The following is a 17847-nucleotide window of genomic DNA, read 5'->3' as shown; positions in this document are numbered from 1 at the left end:
ATCACAGCTTGGCCGCATGACCGTTCTTCGCCCTGCCGATCCCGCCGCGCATGAGCGCCTCTATCGTGGGCTTCGCTCGCGTATCATGTTGGGCGAGCTGCCGCCGGGCAAGCCGCTGACCCTGCGCGGGATCGCTCAGGAATACCACCTGTCGATGACCCCTGCGCGTGAGGCCGTCCGCCGGCTGGTGGCCGAGGGCGCGCTGACGCTGTCGGGCTCGGGCCGGGTGGCCACGCCCGAGCTGTCGGATGAGCGGATCGAGGAACTGGCCGCCCTGCGTGCGCTCATCGAGCCTGAACTGGCTGCCCGTGCCCTGCCGCGTGCGCATTTCGCATTGATCGACCGCCTGGCCACGATGAATGGCCGCATTGCCGACGCGGTCGAGCGCAATGACGCGGTGGGCTATATCCGCTGCAATCTGGAATTCCACCGGATGCTGTATCTGCGTGCCCAGGCACCCGCGATGCTGGCCGTGCTGGAGACGATCTGGCTGCAACTTGGTCCCACGATGCGGGCGCTTTACGGGCGCGTCAAGCGCAACGAGCCGCCGCGCCATCACCGTATGATCCTGGCGGCCTTGCGCGCGGGTGACGAACCTGCGTTGCGCCTGGCGGTGCGGGCCGACGTGACGCATGGCCTGCGCCATCTGACCGGGCCGGACGGTCGCGGCTAGCACGCAAGGCCGCTCAGCCCGGCGGCAGCCCCGTTCCGCCAAAGCGGATATTGGCCAGGGTCGAGGGGATGACTCGGTTGTATTTCGTGCCCTCGATCGCGGCACCGGCCATCAGCCCGGCCTGGCCGAAGATCATCGCCACAACCGGGAACTGCGCGCTGAACGTGTCCGCGCCGACCGCCATGCCGCCTGCGGGGATTGCGTAGAAGGCGCCTGCGCCCGCCACCCAGCCCGGCGCGCCGCGAAAGGCGGCCAGCGCTTCGTCGGTCTGAAAGATCAGCACATGCGCATATTGCTGCGCCCCCGCCTGAAGGCCCACCGTCGCCCGCGTGGCGGAATAGTAATCGACCGTCTGACCGTTGATGCGCAGCGCGCCCTGACCGTAGGCGCCGCCAAGGCCAAGCGCGGCCTCGGTCATCAGCGGCATGTAGAGCACGCCGCGCGCCTGCTGAACCAGGGGCGCGGCGGCCGGATAGTTCGAGATCAGGAACTGGTGCGTCTGATCGACCCGCGCATCCAACTGCGCCGCCGCGTTGCTGCCGACCGCATTGGTGCAGCCCACCAGCATCAGCGCCGCGCCGCCACCGGCCAGAAGGCCCCGGCGGGTCAGGGTGGGGGAATGGCTCATCTGTCGCCTCTCTGGTTGCGGAGGCTCTGACCGGCCCCCTTGGCGCGCAAGAATAACGATTGCCGAGGGATCACGCCAGCATCTCGGCGATTATGGGCGCGAAATAGCTCAGCACCCCGTCGCAGCCCGCCCGGCGGAAGCCCAGAAGGCTTTCCAGCATCGCCTCGCGCGAGAGCCAGCCGTTGCGGATCGCGGTTTCCAGCATCGCGTATTCGCCGCTGACCTGATAGGCGAAGGTGGGGGCGCCGAACTCGTCCTTGACCGCGCGGCAGATGTCCAGATAGGGCATCCCCGGCTTGACCATGACCATGTCGGCGCCCTCGGCCAGATCGCGGGCGACGCAGCGGATCGCCTCGCCCCGGTTCGCCGGGTTGATCTGATAGGTCTTCTTGTCGCCCACCAGCCGCCCCGATGCGCCGACCGCATCACGGAACGGACCGTAGAAGGCGCTGGCGAATTTCGCCGCATAGGACAGGATCGAGACATGCTTGTGGCCCGCTTGTTCAAGCGCGCGGCGCAGGGCGCCGATGCGGCCGTCCATCATGTCGGAAGGCCCCAGCACGTCGGCGCCGCATTCGGCCTGGACCAGCGCCATGCGGACCAGCGCCTCGACCGTTTCGTCGTTCAGGATCTCGCCATCGACGACCAGCCCGTCATGGCCGTTGGCGTTGTAGGGATCCAGCGCAATGTCGGTCATCACGACCAGATCGGGCGCGACCTCCTTGACGGCGCGGATGGCGCGGTTGCCGATATTGTCGGGATCCCAGGCACGTTCGCAGCCCTCGGTCCTGCGCGCCTGGTCGGAATGGGGAAAGATGCAGATGGCGGGAATGTTCAGCCGCGCCGCCCGTTCCGCCGCGCGGCGCGCACCGTCCAGCGTCAGCCGCTCGACCCCCGGCATCGAGGCGATCTCGCCCTCGGCGCCCGCCACCTCGGTCACGAAGATCGGCCAGATGAGGTTGGAGGGGGTCAGGTTCGTTTCCGCCACCATGGCGCGGATATTGGGGGTGCGGCGCAGCCGGCGCAGGCGCGTGGCGGGGAAGGGGGCGATGATCGGGTTGGCCATGGGACTTCCTTGCTGCTGGGGCGGCTTTCGGACACGGCGCGCAGGTGCGGCAGGGCGCTTTTCCTCGGCCGAAACCCGTTCTAAGGTCGCGGTCGTCCAAGGACAAGGAACAGCCTCTTGCCGCCATTCGACAATCTGATCGGAGTGCTCGCCAGCCGGTCCTTCAGCACGATCTGGTTCTGGCTGGCGCTGATCGGCCTGTGGTCGGCAGCCGGGCGCAATGTGCTGGGCGTCCCGGTCGAGGTTCTGGCGCGCGCACGCGCCGCGCTGCGCCGCGACACGGCCGAGGCCCCCGAGGCGATTGCGCTGATGGACTGGCTGTCTCTGACCCTGCCGCGCTGGCGGCTTGGCCCGCGCGAAGGCGCGGTGTTTCTGGGCGTGACCAGTTTCGGGCTGACCTCGCTGGCGGTGCTGGGCTTCGGCTTCGGGCTGGAACTGGCGCAGGCGCTGACCTTGATGGGCGTGCCGTTCTGGCTTCTGTTCTGGCTGCGCGTGCGTCTGGCGCAACACCTGGCGCCGATCCTCGCAGAGGCGCAGCAGGGCGTCATGCCGCTGCCGGATGCGCTGGCGGCAACGGTGCGGCATATGGTCCGCCACCGGATCCTGCACCTGGCGCTGTCGGTCGCCTCGGTGCTTGTCACGCTGTTTTGGGGCATGATGTGGATGCTGATCCGGCCCTTCGGTTTCTGAGGATGCCTTGACACCGCCAACCCGCCCCTTAGGTCAGCGCCCATGACCCAGCAGATCATCCTGTCCGGCGCCCCCGAGGGCTATGACGCGGCGCTTCTGGCCCGCGAGGCCACCCGCCCCGAAAACGGCGGCGCGCCCGTCATCCACATCGCCCGCGACGACCGCCGCATGGCCGCGATGCGCGCGGCCCTGGCCTTTCTGGCGCCCGACCTGCCGGTGCTGGACTTCCCCGCCTGGGATACGACGCCCTATGACCGCGTTTCGCCCCAGCCAGAGATCCAGGCGGCGCGGATGGGTCTTCTGGCGGCTCTGGCACAGGGGCGGATCAAGGGCCCCTTCGTGCTGCTGACGACGCTCAGCGCGGTGATGCAGCGTGTGCCGCCCCGCGATCTGGTCCGCGCCGCCGCCTTTTCGGCCAGCGTGGGCAGCCGCGTGGACGAAGCCGCCTTGCGCGACTTCCTTGTGCGGATGGGCTATCAGCAAAGCCCCACCGTGACCGAGCCGGGCGATTACGCGATCAGGGGCGGGATCATCGACATCTTTCCCCCGGGCGGCGCGGGTCCGGTGCGGCTGGATCTGTGGGGCGACGTTCTGGACGGTGCGCGCCGCTTCGACCCCGAGACGCAGCGCAGCACCGAGACGCTTTCCCGCGTCGAACTGGCGCCCATGTCCGAGGTGATCCTTGACGAGCCCGCAATCACGCGGTTCCGCCAGAACTACCGGGCCGAATATGGCGGTGGCCAGAACGACCCGCTTTACGAAAGCGTCAGCGCGGGCCGAAAGACGGCCGGGGCCGAGCATTGGCTGCCCTGGTTCCACGAGCGGATGGAGAGCCTGTTCGACTATCTACCCGGCGCATCCCTGATGCTGGATGATCATCTGGCGCAAGTGGTCGAGGCGCGCCGCCGCATGATCGACGAGCAATTCAAGGCGCGCCGCGCTGCGATGGCCGCCAAGGGCCGCGCCGACAGCGTCTACAAACCCGTTCCCCCCGACGCGATGTTCCCGACGCCCATGGAATGGCAAGGCTGGCTGGACGCGCATCGGGTGCTGCGGCTTTCGGTGCTCAGACATCCTCCGGGGCCGGGCGTTCTGGATGCGGGGGGGCGCGTGGGCCGCAACTTCGCGCCCGAGCGGCAGGCCGAACAGATCAACCTGTTCTCGGCCCTGGCCGATCACGTCCGCAGCCTGGCTCGTGACCATCGGGTGGTCATCGCCAGTTTTTCGGACGGGGCACGCGAACGCCTCTCGGGGCTTCTGGCCGACGAGGGGCTTACGGGCGCGACTGCCATCGCCGATCTGCGCGACCTGCCCGATCGGCCCGGCGCCATCGGCCTGGCGGTCTGGCCCCTGGACGAGGGGTTTGTGGCCGATGGTGCGGCCCTTGGCCGGATCGCCGTCATCTCGGAACAGGACGTGCTGGGCGACCGCCTGATCCGGGGCGCGAAAAAGCGGCGCAAGGCCGAAAATTTCCTCAAGGATACGACCACGCTCAGCCCTGGCGATCTGGTCGTCCATGTCGAACATGGCATCGGTCGCTACATGGGGATCGAGACGATCATGGCGATAAAGGTGCCGCACGACTGCGTGGCGCTGGAATATGCCGGAGGCGACCGGCTGTTCGTGCCGGTCGAGAATATCGAGCTTCTGTCCCGCTACGGCCACGAGGAAGGGCTGCTGGACCGGCTGGGCGGCGGGGCATGGCAGGCCCGCAAGGCGCGGTTGAAGGAACGCATCAAGCTGATCGCGGACAAGCTGATGCGGGTGGCGGCCGAACGGATGCTGCGGCCTGCCCCGGTCCTGGAACCAGACCACCACGAATGGCAGCAATTCGCCGCCCGCTTTCCCTATAACGAGACAGACGACCAGATGTCGGCCATCGAGGACGTTATCGAGGATCTCGCCGCGGGTCGCCCCATGGACCGGCTGATCGTGGGCGATGTCGGTTTCGGCAAGACCGAGGTGGCGATGCGCGCGGCCTTCATCGCCGCCAGTCAGGGGATGCAGGTCGCCGTGGTCGCACCCACGACCCTGCTGGCGCGCCAGCACTTCAAGACCTTTTCCGAGCGTTTCCGGGGCACCGCGATCAATGTCCGCCCCCTCTCGCGCTTCGTTTCGGCCAAGGATGCGGCAGCGACCCGCGCGGGCCTTGCGGATGGCAGCGTGGATATCGTGGTCGGCACCCATGCGGTTCTGGCCAAGGGCGTGCGGTTCAGAAATCTCGGGCTGCTGATCATCGACGAGGAACAGCATTTCGGCGTCGCCCACAAGGAGCGTCTGAAGGAACTGCGCTCGGACATTCACGTGCTGACACTGACCGCGACGCCCATTCCGCGCACGTTGCAGTTGTCCCTGACGGGCGTGCGCGACCTCTCGATCATCGGCACGCCGCCCGTGGACCGTCTGGCGATCCGCACTTATGTCAGCGAATTCGACAGCGTCACCATCCGCGAGGCGCTTCTGCGCGAGAAATATCGCGGCGGGCAGTCCTTCTTCGTCGTCCCGCGCCTGACGGATCTGCCGGATGTCGAGCATTGGCTTCAGGAAAACATGCCCGAGCTGAATTATATCGTGGCGCATGGCCAGCTTGCGGCGGGGGATCTGGACGCGCGGATGAATGCCTTCTACGACGGCAGCCATGACGTGCTGCTGGCGACGACGATCGTCGAATCGGGTCTCGATATTCCGACCGCCAACACGATGATCGTCTGGCGCGCGGACATGTTCGGCCTGGCGCAGCTTTACCAGATCCGGGGCAGGGTGGGGCGCTCGAAGGCCCGGGCCTATTGCTATCTGACCACCAAGCCGCGCGTGCCAGTGACCCCGCAGGCGATGCGGAGGCTGAAGTTCCTGGGCTCGATCGACGGGCTGGGGGCGGGCTTCAACCTGGCATCCCAGGATCTGGACCTGCGGGGCGCGGGCAACCTTCTGGGCGAAGAGCAGTCCGGCCATATCAAGGAGGTCGGCTTCGAACTTTATCAGCAGATGCTGGAGGAGACGATCGCCAAGCTCAAGTCGGGCGAGATCGAGGGCACGCCCGAGGATGAATGGGCGCCGCAGCTGAACCTGGGCGTGCCCGTCACGATTCCGGAAAGCTACATCCCGGATCTGGACGTGCGGCTTGGCCTTTACCGCCGCCTGGCCGAGCTGACGACCAAGGTCGAGCTGGAGGGCTTCGCGGCCGAGCTGATCGACCGCTTCGGCCCGCTGCCGCGCGAGGTGAACACGCTGCTTCTGGTCATCCGCATCAAGGCGATGGCCAAACGCGCGAATATCTCGAAACTGGATGTCGGCCCCAAGGGGGTCACGGTGCAGTTCCACATGGACAAGTTCCCGAACCCGGCAGGGCTGGTCGAATACCTGTCCGACGAACGCGGCAATGCCAGGGTCATCGACAACAAGGTTGTGCTGAAACGCGACTTTGTCACCGATGCCGACCGGATCAAGGGCGCTTTTGCCGTGGCCCGCGACCTGGCCGCCAAGGTCCGCGAAGGCCGCGCTGCCGGAAAGGCCGGGGGATGAGCGCCGGCCAGATCCGCTTCGACACCGGCCCGCTGGGGGATGGCACGCTGTTTGCCTCCCCCGAAACGGTGATCCGCGCCGATACGCCCGAAGGGGTGGGCCCCGCCCTGGCCGCGATGCAGAAAGCGCAGGCGCGCGGACGCTGGCTGGCGGGCTATCTGTCCTATGAATTGGGCCATGCGCTGACGCCGCGTCTCTTCCATCTGATGCCTGCCGAAAGGCGGATGCCGCTGATCCTGATGGGGGTCTTCGACGCGCCCCGGCCCGCGCCGCCCTTGCCTGCGCCGGATGGCGTCCGGATCGGTGTGCCCAGACCGCTCTGGGACAGGGCGCGCTATGACCGGGCACTGGCGGCGGTTCATGGCTATATCGAGGCGGGCGATAGCTACCAGATCAACCTGACCTTCCCGGTCGAGGCCGAGGTCAGCGGCGATCCGCTGGCCGTCTATGCGGCGCTGGTCGCGCGTCAGCCGGTGGCCGAGGGGGCCTTTGTCGATCTGGGCGGGCCGGTCGTGCTGTCGCGCTCGCCCGAATTGTTCTTTTCCGTCGATCACGCGGGCATGATCCGGACGCGGCCAATGAAGGGCACCGCTCGGCGCGGCGAGGATCGGGCCAGCGACCATGCCAGCGCCGAGGGCCTGCGCCTGTCCGACAAGAACCGCGCCGAGAACCTGATGATCGTCGATCTTCTGCGCAACGACATCAGCCGCATCTGCCATCCGGGCAGCGTGCGCGTGCCGGACCTGTTCACCATCGAGACCTATGCGACGGTTCATCAGATGGTCTCGACCGTCGAGGGGCGGCTGTTGCCGCGCGTGGGTCTGGTGCAGATCCTGGGCGCGCTGTTTCCTTGCGGCTCGATCACCGGGGCGCCCAAGATCCGCGCGATGGAGATCATCGCCGAACTCGAGGGCGCCGCGCGCGAGGTCTATTGCGGGGCGGTGGGCTGGGTCGATCCGGCGGGACCGATGCGCTTCAATGTGGCGATCCGCTCGCCCTGGCTCAGCGCCCCGGACCGCTTGCGCCTGAACGTCGGCGGCGGCATCGTCCATGACAGCGAGGCCGGTTCGGAATGGAAGGAGGCTCTGTGCAAGTCCGCATTCCTGGGCCATTTCCCGATGGACTGACCGTCTTCGAGACGATGCGCGCCGAAGCCGATGGGCGCATCGCTCTGTGGCCCTTGCACCTGGCCCGGCTCAGACGCGGTTGCGCCGCCCTGGGCTTTCCGCTGGACGAGGCAAGGGCCCTGGCGCTGCTGGCGCGACTGCCGCGCGGGCAGGTGCTGCGGGCGCGGCTGGCCGTCGATCAGGTGGGCGCGCTGTCGCTGACCCATGCGCCGCTGCCGCCGAACCCTGCCCTATGGCGTGTCGTGATCGCAAGGCAACGGCTGGATGCGGGCGATCCCTGGCTGGGCATCAAGTCCACGCATCGCCCGATTTACGATGCGGCCCGGGCCGCCCTGCCGCCGGACAGCGACGAGGCGATCCTGCTGAACCAGGCAGGCCAGCCCTGCGAAGGCACGATCACCAGCCTGTTTCTGGACCGGGGCGGGGTGCTGCTGACCCCGCCCTTGTCGGCCGGTCTCTTGCCCGGCGTCCTGCGCGCCAGCCTGATGGCGGCCGGGCGCGCACAAGAACACGCGCTGACGCTGGACGACCTGCGGGGCGGGGGGCTTTTCATGGGCAATGCCTTGCGCGGATTGATCCCGGCGCGGCTGACGATCAGCCCCTGGGGCGTGGACACATTTGCCTGAGCCATAGCCGGACTCAGGCGATGAGGACGGTGGCCAGGTTGTTGCAGGCGGATGTCTCGCAGCGTGTGGCGATGCCTCGGAAGTGCTTGAGCTTGGTGAAGAAACGCTCGATCCGGTTGCGCTCGCGGAAGAGGTCGGGATCGACCGGGCGCCGCACCTTTCTGCCGCGCTGCGTGGGGATGTGTCCGCGCCCGCCGCGTGCGGCGATCAGATCGAGGATGGCGCGGGCAACGCCGAGCTTCAATGAGGCCCGGGCGGGGAGGCCCGGGAAGACATGTGTCGGGCGCAGAGGCGGCAGGCCGCGCAGGTAGCTTCAATGAGGCCCGGGCGGGGAGGCCCGGGAAGACGTCGTCGTGCGAAACGCGCAAATGCGCCTTCATCTCGTGCTTCAATGAGGCCCGGGCGGGGAGGCCCGGGAAGACCATGGCGCGACCGGTATCCACGCCCATCGGGCGGCGCGGCTTCAATGAGGCCCGGGCGGGGAGGCCCGGGAAGACACCGGCGGCGGTTGCTGCGGCGACTGGCGCTGACAAGCTTCAATGAGGCCCGGGCGGGGAGGCCCGGGAAGACCGCAGGAGATGGGACGGTCCGCGCGGTGGGTGGCGTAGCTTCAATGAGGCCCGGGCGGGGAGGCCCGGGAAGACGCCCCCTCGCTTTTGGCGACTTCCGTCAAAGGCTTGCTCACCAAGTTGCGAGGGGTCTGCGGCACAGTCCGGTCAGGGCGGGCCAGGATCGGTATGCAAAGCACCGAATATTCAAAAAGAACACGGGATTCCATATGTTTGTCCGCCTGCGAGCAGTGCTGGCGCTTTTGTTTGAATAACAGCGCTCGCCAGCCACCGGCACTAGATGACAATCGCACGCCGCTCGATCGGTGTAAAGGTCTTGCCGAGGCTCTCGACATGAAGCGCCACCTCTTCGGCCGGGCCGAGATCGAGGATCACGACATGGTCAGCCGTGGCATCAATGATGCCTTCAATCGCTGCGGCCATCTCGATCCTGCGCTTGCCGCCAAGGCGGCAGTGGAACACCGACAGCTGAAGCCAGCGCCCATAGCCCTGCATCAGCTTGAAGACCCGCCGCCAGCGTTTGGGGTCGGAAATGTCATAGACCACCACATAGGCATGTTCGGCATTGGATGGCCGGGGCGGCATGGCTCACCTTGGGATATAGTGCGGATAGGCGGGGATTTCACCCAGCAGGAAGCGCGCAAGAAGCCGCGCCTGCACATGGATCAGCCTGCGCCAGTTGCGGCGCAGCATGGTGCGCTGGTTGCGGATCTTGGCGGCGACAAGCTCGCGCGCAAAGGCGAGCCGGCGAAGAGGATCGACAGCTGCGACGTATTGGGCGGTGCGGCTGACGGCCGAGCGCGGCCCATGCGGACCGGTCGAGCCCAGGAACCGGAAACCCGAGGACATCCAGGCGATCGGCACCTCGCGGCGCAGGAGCTCGTGCACGGCGGGGGTGGTCAGCGCAACCGGGCCGGCGAGCACGAATTCGGAGATTTCTTCTAGTGGCACGGCGCGGTCATCTTCGCCTTCGACCGAGATGACCAGCGTAAGGTCTTTCTTCGCGACGCGCGCGCCCGTGGCCCCATTCGAGCACCGCGAGGCGCGGGCAATAGATCCATTCATTGACCATCCGGGCAGGCACCAGCACATCGTCGGCCGCCGCCGGGGGGGCGAAGAGCGGCAGCTCGGGCTGCCGGTCTGTCATGGCGTGGGCGGGGTGGCGGCGATATAGCCAGCCCGTGCAATGGATTTATAATCGCCGACCTCGATGATGCGAAACTGCTGCCAGCCCCCCACACCCGGGTGTGGGGGCGGCCGGTCGCTGCGGCCAGCAAGGCGCAGTAAGGCTTCGATCCCGGAGAGAGTTGCGCCGCGACCACCCGTTGCAGTCCAAATTGGAACACGGAGTAGGTTATGCGTCTTCTGTTTCATTCCCGGGATTGCCACGCCCTTTCGCAGGAAGATGACGGGGAACGATCTGAATGCCGCGGCGGCAAGGATGTTCGCGCCCTGCTCGCTCGGGGCGACACCGGTGCCGGTTTGCCCTTTGATTTTCCAAAGCGCCGCGTTCGTCGGATCGCCTTTCAAGTAGGCATACCGGCGTGCCTCAGCAACGTCGAGGCGGAAACTGTCGCCGCGATGCATGTAACCCCAAGGACGATAGAGTGACTTGGCGATTTCGTCGTGCGTGCAGGCCTTTGCCAGAGTCACGAAGAGGCCGGCAAAGGACTGCTGGCCGCTTGTCAATTTCAGGGGGGAATTCCGAGCTTCGGGCTCGCCGTTTCGGCCCCATGCCCAGCCCGACAGGCAGGAAATCCAGGCCTCCCGCTCGCGGTCTTGTGAGCCGAGAAAGTTGCGAAGCTCTTCGGGGGATGAGGCTATCCGGACGATCTTTTCGGGCAACCTTGGACCCTGTTCGCGTTCTTTGAGTTTTTTCAATTCTTCGTTGAGCTTGCTGATTTGTTTCCCCTCCCTTTGGGCTGCCTCGATTTCTATTTCGACTTCCTCGATCCTTGTTCTGGTGTTGACTTGCTCCTGTTGTGCGGCAATCGCGCAAAGCTCGGAAACCGGACCCAGGACCGCCCGCACCCCTTCAGCTGCCGCCTCGGCCACGGCGGCCTCGGTCTGCGGCACGGCGAGTGTCAGGACGGGGCGCCAGGGATGGGTCTCGACATCCCAGAAGGCGCGCGGCTGCCAATCGGGGCGGGCGGTCTCAAGCGCCCGCAACAGTCCCAGGAGCGCCATGACGGCGAGCAGGTTGTCGGGCTCGAGCCCGCCAAGCCGGTGGCGTTCGCCCGGGGCGGTCACGTCGGGCTGCCAGCCGGGTGACGGGGCCTGTCTTGCCTTGCGGGCCATCATGCTCCCTCCCCGGCAGAGGCGCGGTGATCGGCAAGCCTGAGGCAGGCCTCGAGAAAGGCAAGGCCCCAGGGCCCGTAGCGCTCTTGAAGCACGGCCATAAGCCCCGCCCAGTCGCGCCCCTGCCAGTCGAAATCGAGCTTGTCGGGGCCCGGGGCTGGGGGGAGCGCAATGTCAAGCAGCCTCATCGCATAGGCGTCCCAATCGTCGTCATGGGCAAAGAACGGCCGCCCGTGGCCGTGGTGGGTGCCAATCAGCCAGAGCAGGAGATCGGGGTCCAGTTCGGCCTTCTCCTCAGCCAGACGCGCGGCAGCAATTCGGACCGAGGCCACCTCGTGCCGCCAGCGCTCGGGCAGCGTCGCGGCCCCGCGCAGGGTGCGCTGCCGGGCAGGGCTCGCCCGGGCACTTGTCTTGGCGATGGGCGGGCCGTCCTCGGGCAGGCCGTCGTTCGACTTGAGCCAGAGCTGGAAGCGTGGGTCGGCCTTGCCGTCGTCATGCCAGAGCCCGGCCCTATCAAGGGTCTCGGCCAGTGCAGCGTCAAGACCGAGTGTCTGAGCCTGGGCGCGCGCCAGCCTTGCAACGGCGCGGGCATGATCTGCAAGCAGCACGGGTTCGGGGCCCACCAACCCCTCATCCTCTTCGGTTGAAGGTATGGCGGCCTCAGTTGCCGCCCGGCCGGAAAGCCCCTTCGACGCCACGAGAACAGCGCCCAGCGCCGGATCCCCGCCATAGGGCCAGGCCAGCGTCAGCGCTGAGGCTCCCGCCCAATCGGCAAGCCCCGTTGCGCGGGCGATCTCGCCTGCCGAGGCTCCCGCTTCGAGGCGCTCCGCAATGTCGCGCCAAGGGGCGGCGTCTTCAAGCCAGACGGCGGGATGCAGCCTGAGCGCCGCGCGTTGTCCCGCATAAGGCGCGGCGGCATCCTCGGCGATATCATCAGCTGGCGCCTCGCTGCCGGGCGCCCAGCCGAACGCGTCGCAGCCGCCGCGCGCGGCGGGCAGGATCACCACGTCACCGGATTGCAGTTCTGTGGGCGAAACAAGGTCCAACTGCTCGCGCCCCTGCCAGCGCAGAACGGGCTCCGCCGACGGTTGCCGTGCCTCGCCAGTCTCGTCGCCGGCGCCCATCGGGATATCGGCCAGCGCATCCTCTGTGCCTGCCCGCGTGAGCCACCGCCGCGCTGTCCAGAGCGGCAGGCGCAAGGCCTCGGCCGGGCGGGGCGGGAGAAGCGCGAGGAGTTCGGCGAGCCCCGCGCGCGCCTCGTCACGGGTCTCGGGCGCGCGGAAGCGATCAAGCAGCGCATGAAGATCGGCGCGCCAGACGAGGCTGACCTCGGCCTCATCCCGGAAAGCGCCGTGCAGGAAGGGGGCCGGGTCCGGGTCGGGGAAAGGCCGGGGTGCGGTCATGGCCAGGGCGGCAAGATCAGCCTCGCGCAAAGGCGGCGCCTCGGGCGCAGGCGTCGTGCAGGCCTTGCCAGGCGGGCTGTCCGTGATCAGCGCGTCGAGCGCGTCCGGCCCGAAGTCCACCGTCTGGATATTGCCCTGCTTGGTTGAAACCCGCTCAAGCCAGGCCCAGGTCTCGGCGGCAGCGCGGCCATAGATCGGATCCTGCGCCTTGGCCCCCGTCTCTGACTTACTGGCAAGAATGATACCCGGGGCCGGTGCATCGCCCCGATTGCCGCTGCGCGCAAGCCGACCGAAGCGCTGGCGCAGCGCGTCGAGAGGGGCGATCTGGCTGACCATCGCATCGAAGTCGAAATCCGCACCGGCCTCGATGCACTGGGTTGCGACCACAAACAGCGGGCGCTCGCCCGTTGCGCGGCCTTCAAGCCGTGCGCGCCACTGCGCAATCAGCTGATCGCGCTCGATCGGGCGCACGCGGCCGGTGAGCAGGATCGCCTCGGCCTCGGGATCCTGACGCAGGATCTCGAAGATCTGTCGCGCCAGCATGACGCGGTTGACCACGGCCGCGATGACGGGCGCCGCTTTGCCCCGCTCGGCGAGGCGTGCGCGCAGGTCTCGGGCGGCGGTGGCGAAGGCTTCGGCATCCGCGGCCGGCTCCTGGCGCAGGTCCACCACCTTCTGCGCCGCAAGGCGGCGGCGGATCGGTGCTTCGCCGCGCTCCTCCCCGGTCAGGCGAAACACATCGGCGCCGGTCATTCGCGGTGTGGCGGTAAGCGCGGCAAAGCCCCAGGGCAGACCGAGGGCGCCTTCCGCCTGCCGGCGGGCGGCGATGGCGGCCAGCGTCTCCTCAAACGCGCGGGACAGATGCGCCTCGTCCAGGATCAGGAGCGCATCGCAGCCGAGAAGCCCCGCGTGGACCGGCGCCATCGACCCGCTCACGCCATAGCCGCGGAACAGAATCCGCGAACCCAGCTGATCGACCGTGGTGCAGAGGATGGTCGGCTGGTCAAGCCGGCGCGCCCAGTCGCGCTCAAGCGGCATGCCGCCGCGCAGCTCGGCCACATGCAGGGGCCTCTCGCCGGAAAACGCGCTGAGCCGGGCCGCCATCCGGGCAGGCGCGCCCTCGCGCGCAGCCTCAAGCACCGCGCGGATGCGGCAGGCGCGCTCATAGGCCTGATCGGCGATGATCCGCCGATCGACCGCGAGAACGATCCGCATCGGCGCCGTCCGCGGCCGTATCTCGGCCTCAAGGGCCAGATGAAACAGCGCGATGTCGAGCACTGCGGTCTTGCCCGCACCGGTCGGGGCGGCGATGGCCTGCGGCCAGCGGCCCGCAGCGACAATTGTCTCGAAGAGCCGCTTTTGCCAGGCATAGGGCGCATGGCCATGGATGGCGGCGAAGACCTCGGCGAAATCCCCGGCATCAAGCGGCGGCAGCTGGGTCATTCCCGCCCCCCTCGGATCGGCAGGAACAGGCCAAGCCCATGAAACCGCCCCGCGCCGAGGAGGATCGGGCCCGGGATCGGTTCGTCGAAGACGAGCCTCACATGCACGAAGGCGCGCTGCCCGAAGCTTGGCCGCCGGGCCCAGTTCAGCCAGCGCGGGTTGCCGCCTGCGGGCCGCGCCGAGGGCGCGCCGGCAACGGCGGGATGTTTGCCGAGCCTCACTGATACGGGATCGGGCAGGCCCCCCCGCGCGCAGGCCGCGCGGATCATCGCTTCGGCCTCCGCGCTCCGCTCCGGCGGCTCGGCGGATTTGAGATGCCGGTCGAGCAGAACGGGCGTGACCGTGGCCCAGACGGCGGCCTTGCGCAGATACCGCACCGGGTCCAGCGATCTGAGGCCCGAGACGGCCGGGGTCAGCCGCCACTGCCAGGCCCCGCCGCCCCGTGGTGCAAGGGTCAGGATGAGCCGGCCCTGGGCATCGCTCTCGCCGAGCCGCTCGAGCGCGCGGCGGAAGCCCTGCCGGCGGAGGAAACCCTCGGGGCCGGGCTGAGCCCAGGCGGCTGCCTCGCGCGCCGGGGGCACAAGCGCGAGCCCCATGAGCCGGCCATCGGAATGGTCCCAGCCGACATTGGCCAGGGGCAGGATGGCAAGGTGCGGATCGCGCGCCGGCGCCCCGTCGGCCTCGTGCCCGGAAACCCAGGAGGGGGCTGGCTCGCCACTGGCCCGGGTCCAGGCCTCCATCAGCGCCTGTCGCATGGCCTCGGCCAGCCCGGCCTGTGCGCGCAGATCAGGCCGCTCCCCGCCTGCATGTTCAAAAGCAGCCCATTGCGCGGGATCAGCGGCGAAAGGGTGCTGTTTGGCCGGCGGCGCGGGCGGCGTGCCTCGCCGTGTCGCCGGGCGCGGGCGGGCGCGCCCATCGCCGGCCATGTGGCGCTTGTGCAGCGCCTCTAGCTCGGCAAGCCTCCCGCGGTAGGGGGCGCGCCGTGCAGCCTCCAGGGTTCCTGGGGGCGCATCGGCCGCGCGAAACTGCACCCGCACCAGGCTCGAAGAATGGCCGATATAGCTCGTCCGCTGCGCCAAAGCATCGAGCGCAGGCCAGTGTTCGGCTGGCACCACCGTGTGCCAGACAAGCGAGAGATGAACCGGCGCGGCGGGATCAAGGACGCAGGCCGGGAAGGTCCGCTCCTGCCGTTTGCGGTGCGATGGCAGGACTGCGATCCCCTTTGGATCGTTCGGCGGCACATAGACCTTGACCGTCTGGCGGTCGTGGTGCGGCTCGGGCAGATGGAGCTGCGGCGGCTCCTGCGCCTCGAGCCATTCGAGCGCCGCGCGCTCGCCCTGATCCTCGCCGCCCAGCCCCCAGCTTGCCACGAGGGCCGAGAAGATGCGGTCGGGCTGAGGCGGCCAGTCGGGCGCAGGGTCGGAGGGGTCGCGCGCGAGGAAGGCCGTGCCCGTGAGCCAGGCGATCTCGAGGCAGAGCATGGATCAGCCCTCGTCCGCCTCGCCGCCTTCGTCGGCCAGGGCCTTCTGCTGCGACCGGCGCACGAGTTCCATAAGGTTGTCAGTCGGCCTCAAGATCGCGGGCTCGGGGTTCGGCGCGAAACCTGCCGCCCGTGCGGCGTCGAACGCCTCTTCATAGAGGCGCAGGGCGGTATCGGGGTCGATCGCCACCTCCTGCGTGCTGCCGTCGAAGGCAACAAGCTCAAGCGGCGCAAGTCCGCCCTCGCACACGAGATCGCAGCGCGACCGCAGCGCCATGCCCTGCCGGTTGCCCTCAAGCATCGCCACAAGCCCGAGCGCGGCGAGATAGGTGCGGCCGGCGCGGTTTCTGGCTTCGTCCGTGCCGAAGCGAAGCCGCCTCAGCCCCGCGAAGGTCAGCACCTGCGTCTGCAGCGCATAGGCGCAAGTGACGCCGAGCGGCTCGATACTGGGGGCAATGTTGCCGTGATTGATCTCCGAAGGGCGGACCTTCTTTGCGGCCTTGCCGAGTTCCTTCTGGTCAAAGCCCCAATCACCTTCCTTCTTGAAAATCTCGATGGACCGCGGAACGCCCAGCGGGTCGATCCGGCTGCCCGTGCGACGCCCGGCGCTGTGCAGCCTGACTTCCCCTGTGCGCCGGTCCACCGTCTCTTCTACCGGCACATCCACCCCGATGATTTCGGACACGATCACGCGGGCGAATTTGGCGCCGAGCCCCCCGCCCTCGCCCGTCGAGTTCCAGGCACCGAAGACAAGCGCCGCGGGTGAAGCCTCGAGGATCGCGCTGGCATCGGCGGGTGTGGCCTGCCGCAGGCGCAGCCCCAGATCGCTGTCGCGGAAGCGTTTGCCGGCAAGCTCGCTGTCGCGCAGGATGGCATCGAAGATCCGGTGCGGGGCCTCGAGCACGCTGATCGGACCAACCGAATTGAGCCCTGCGCCCGGGAAATCGACCGTCAGCCGCGGCAGGCGGATGCGCCCGGCCTCGGCCGCGGCCAGAAGCGCCTCTTCAAGCCGGTTCGCCTGCGACTGCACGCTGTCGATCAGGACGCAGACCCGTTCCGCGCCGTCGATCCGGCGACGCTCGAACACATGGGTGGGGCCGTTCTCGCCCGGATAGGTCGGAGGGAAGAGCTTGTCGCCCGGGCCCCCCGCCGGCTGCAGCCGCTGCCGCCGGCGCAGGGCAGCAGCCTGAGCGACCATCTGCCGAAATTCGTCGAGTTGCATGGCGTGCCCCTCAAAAGACATACTAAAAACTGGTATCTTGATGAAAAGCGGTGTCTTGCGATTCGGTCAAGTCGCAAGACGATGCGAGGCTAGAGGCGGCTCCTGCATGCGCAACCCGGAACATGGCAGATGGAGCGTGGCTCGGAGGCTTGCCTTTGCCGCCGACCGGCTGTTCTGGGACGGGACGCTTCAGCGTGAGGATCTGGTCCGGCGCTTTGGTCTCTCCCCGGCCCAGGCCACGGCCGACATTGCGCAGCTTCGCGAACAGCTCGGAAAGGGGATCGTCTATGACGTCTCGCGCCGGGCCTATGTGCCGACGGACGCGTTCTCCAATCCGCCGACTGGGGCGAGCGGGCTTCTGGCCGAGCTGCGCCTGATCGCCGAGGGGATCATCGAGCGAACCACCGGGATCCTGGCGAGTCCGCCGCCGGTCGAGGTCGCCGGCGCGCTGGTGCGCGCAGTCGATGCGGCTGTGCTCTGCTCTGTTCTCCGGGCGATCCGGGATCAACGGGTGCTCGAGGCGAATTACGTGTCGTTTCAGCGGCCCGAGGTGCTGCGCCGGCGTATCTCGCCGCACGCGCTGGTCTTCGACGGCTTCCGGTGGCACGCCCGGGCCCATGATGCCGGCGATGGGCGCTTCAAGGACTTCCTGCTCTCGCGGCTGTCGGAGCCTTTTCTTGGGGGCGCGGCGCTTGCCACGGCCGAGGTGGATACCGACTGGCAGACATGGTGCGTGCTGCGGATCGTCCCGCATCCCGGCCTGACCGAGCACCAGGGGCGGGTCGTCACGCAGGACTACCAGATGTCGGAGGGCAAGCTTGATCTGACGGTGCGCGCAGCCGTCACGTTCTATGTCAAGCGGCGTCTCGGGCTGCTTGACGGGCACGAGCACCGCCCCCCACACGAACAGCACATTGTGCTGCAATCCGAGATCACCCGGATATGACATGCCTCCAGGTGCTGCGAGAGGTCTGTCAGCGCGTCAGCCAATCTCCGGTCAGAGACCTATGGTTCGCCCGTCCTTTGGACTACTTGCCTTGCTGCACTTCCACTCCTCGGGAAACCCGTCCATCAGCATGGACGCGCTGGTGCAGGCGATG

Annotated in this window: 15 protein-coding genes and 1 CRISPR repeat array; of the genes, 6 read left to right on the top strand and 9 right to left on the bottom strand. The window is 68.1% G+C overall.

The annotated features are described in order from the left end of the window. Positions 1-16 precede the first annotated feature (16 nt). Positions 17-673 carry a GntR family transcriptional regulator gene (locus KY389_RS06290; RefSeq protein WP_219830000.1) on the top strand — a complete coding sequence of 219 codons (657 nt, stop codon included), beginning with the start codon at positions 17-19 and terminating at the stop codon, positions 671-673. A gap of 13 nt (positions 674-686) precedes the next feature. Here the strand turns inward: KY389_RS06290 and KY389_RS06285 are convergent, their stop codons facing one another. After that, positions 687-1301 carry a lipid-binding SYLF domain-containing protein gene (locus tag KY389_RS06285; protein WP_219829999.1) on the bottom strand — a complete coding sequence of 205 codons (615 nt, stop codon included), beginning with the start codon at positions 1299-1301 and terminating at the stop codon, positions 687-689. 70 nt (positions 1302-1371) lie between these two features. Next, complete coding sequence (gene hemB / locus KY389_RS06280; RefSeq protein ID WP_219829998.1) at positions 1372-2367, bottom strand: porphobilinogen synthase; 996 nt, start codon at positions 2365-2367, stop codon at positions 1372-1374. 117 nt (positions 2368-2484) lie between these two features. On the opposite strand from hemB, the gene KY389_RS06275 reads away from it, so the two are divergent. Genes KY389_RS06275 through KY389_RS06260 form a run of 4 tightly spaced genes read left to right on the top strand, consistent with a single transcriptional unit; the run spans position 2485 to position 8332 of the window. Further along, the gene (locus KY389_RS06275; protein ID WP_219829997.1) at positions 2485-3057 is read left to right on the top strand and encodes a hypothetical protein; all 573 of its coding nucleotides are present in this window, start codon (positions 2485-2487) and stop codon (positions 3055-3057) included. 42 nt (positions 3058-3099) lie between these two features. After that, positions 3100-6579: a transcription-repair coupling factor gene (mfd, locus tag KY389_RS06270; protein WP_219829996.1), complete on the top strand. Its 3480-nt coding sequence runs from the start codon at positions 3100-3102 to the stop codon at positions 6577-6579. Next, positions 6576-7706 (top strand): aminodeoxychorismate synthase component I, encoded by a 1131-nt coding sequence (locus KY389_RS06265; RefSeq protein WP_219829995.1) that lies wholly within the window; start codon positions 6576-6578, stop codon positions 7704-7706. Before mfd ends, KY389_RS06265 begins: the two co-directional genes overlap by 4 nt. Continuing rightward, on the top strand, positions 7667-8332 hold the full coding sequence (locus KY389_RS06260) for an aminotransferase class IV family protein (RefSeq protein ID WP_343222911.1): 666 nt from the start codon (positions 7667-7669) through the stop codon (positions 8330-8332). Before KY389_RS06265 ends, KY389_RS06260 begins: the two co-directional genes overlap by 40 nt. A gap of 13 nt (positions 8333-8345) precedes the next feature. On the opposite strand, the gene KY389_RS06255 is transcribed toward KY389_RS06260, so the two are convergent. The 7 genes from KY389_RS06255 to cas7g all read right to left on the bottom strand — a co-directional run bounded on the left by KY389_RS06255 (position 8346) and on the right by cas7g (position 16747). After that, positions 8346-8489, bottom strand: coding sequence for a hypothetical protein (locus KY389_RS06255; RefSeq protein WP_219829994.1), 144 nt, complete (start codon positions 8487-8489; stop codon positions 8346-8348). An 80-nt stretch (positions 8490-8569) separates the two neighbouring features. Next, a CRISPR array of direct repeats spans positions 8570-8976; the repeat unit is 37 nt; unit sequence GCTTCAATGAGGCCCGGGCGGGGAGGCCCGGGAAGAC. A 201-nt stretch (positions 8977-9177) separates the two neighbouring features. After that, on the bottom strand, positions 9178-9486 hold the full coding sequence (cas2, locus tag KY389_RS06250; RefSeq protein WP_219829993.1) for a CRISPR-associated endonuclease Cas2: 309 nt from the start codon (positions 9484-9486) through the stop codon (positions 9178-9180). 3 nt (positions 9487-9489) lie between these two features. Then, complete coding sequence (cas1, locus tag KY389_RS06245; RefSeq protein WP_219829992.1) at positions 9490-9966, bottom strand: CRISPR-associated endonuclease Cas1; 477 nt, start codon at positions 9964-9966, stop codon at positions 9490-9492. Between the two features lie 78 nt (positions 9967-10044). Further along, a complete protein-coding gene (locus KY389_RS06240; RefSeq protein WP_219829991.1) occupies positions 10045-11202 on the bottom strand; it encodes a type I-G CRISPR-associated protein, Cas3-extension family in 1158 nt (385 codons plus the stop codon). Continuing rightward, the gene (gene cas3g / locus KY389_RS06235; RefSeq protein ID WP_219829990.1) at positions 11199-14045 is read right to left on the bottom strand and encodes a type I-G CRISPR-associated helicase/endonuclease Cas3g; all 2847 of its coding nucleotides are present in this window, start codon (positions 14043-14045) and stop codon (positions 11199-11201) included. Before cas3g ends, KY389_RS06240 begins: the two co-directional genes overlap by 4 nt. Beyond that, the gene (gene csb2, locus KY389_RS06230; RefSeq protein ID WP_219829989.1) at positions 14042-15526 is read right to left on the bottom strand and encodes a type I-G CRISPR-associated protein Csb2; all 1485 of its coding nucleotides are present in this window, start codon (positions 15524-15526) and stop codon (positions 14042-14044) included. Before csb2 ends, cas3g begins: the two co-directional genes overlap by 4 nt. Positions 15527-15529: 3 nt before the next feature. Beyond that, positions 15530-16747: a type I-G CRISPR-associated RAMP protein Csb1/Cas7g gene (gene cas7g, locus KY389_RS06225; RefSeq protein ID WP_219829988.1), complete on the bottom strand. Its 1218-nt coding sequence runs from the start codon at positions 16745-16747 to the stop codon at positions 15530-15532. A gap of 106 nt (positions 16748-16853) precedes the next feature. On the opposite strand from cas7g, the gene KY389_RS06220 reads away from it, so the two are divergent. Further along, positions 16854-17693, top strand: a complete 840-nt coding sequence (locus KY389_RS06220; RefSeq protein WP_219829987.1) for a BrxR family transcriptional regulator — start codon at positions 16854-16856, stop codon at positions 17691-17693. The last annotated feature ends 154 nt before the right edge of the window (positions 17694-17847 follow it).

Source organism: Paracoccus bogoriensis, assembly GCF_019431455.1.
Classification (GTDB): Bacteria; Pseudomonadota; Alphaproteobacteria; order Rhodobacterales; family Rhodobacteraceae; genus Paracoccus; species Paracoccus bogoriensis.
Note: the sequence above shows the minus strand (reverse complement) of the source record. Positions and strands in the feature narration are given on the sequence as shown.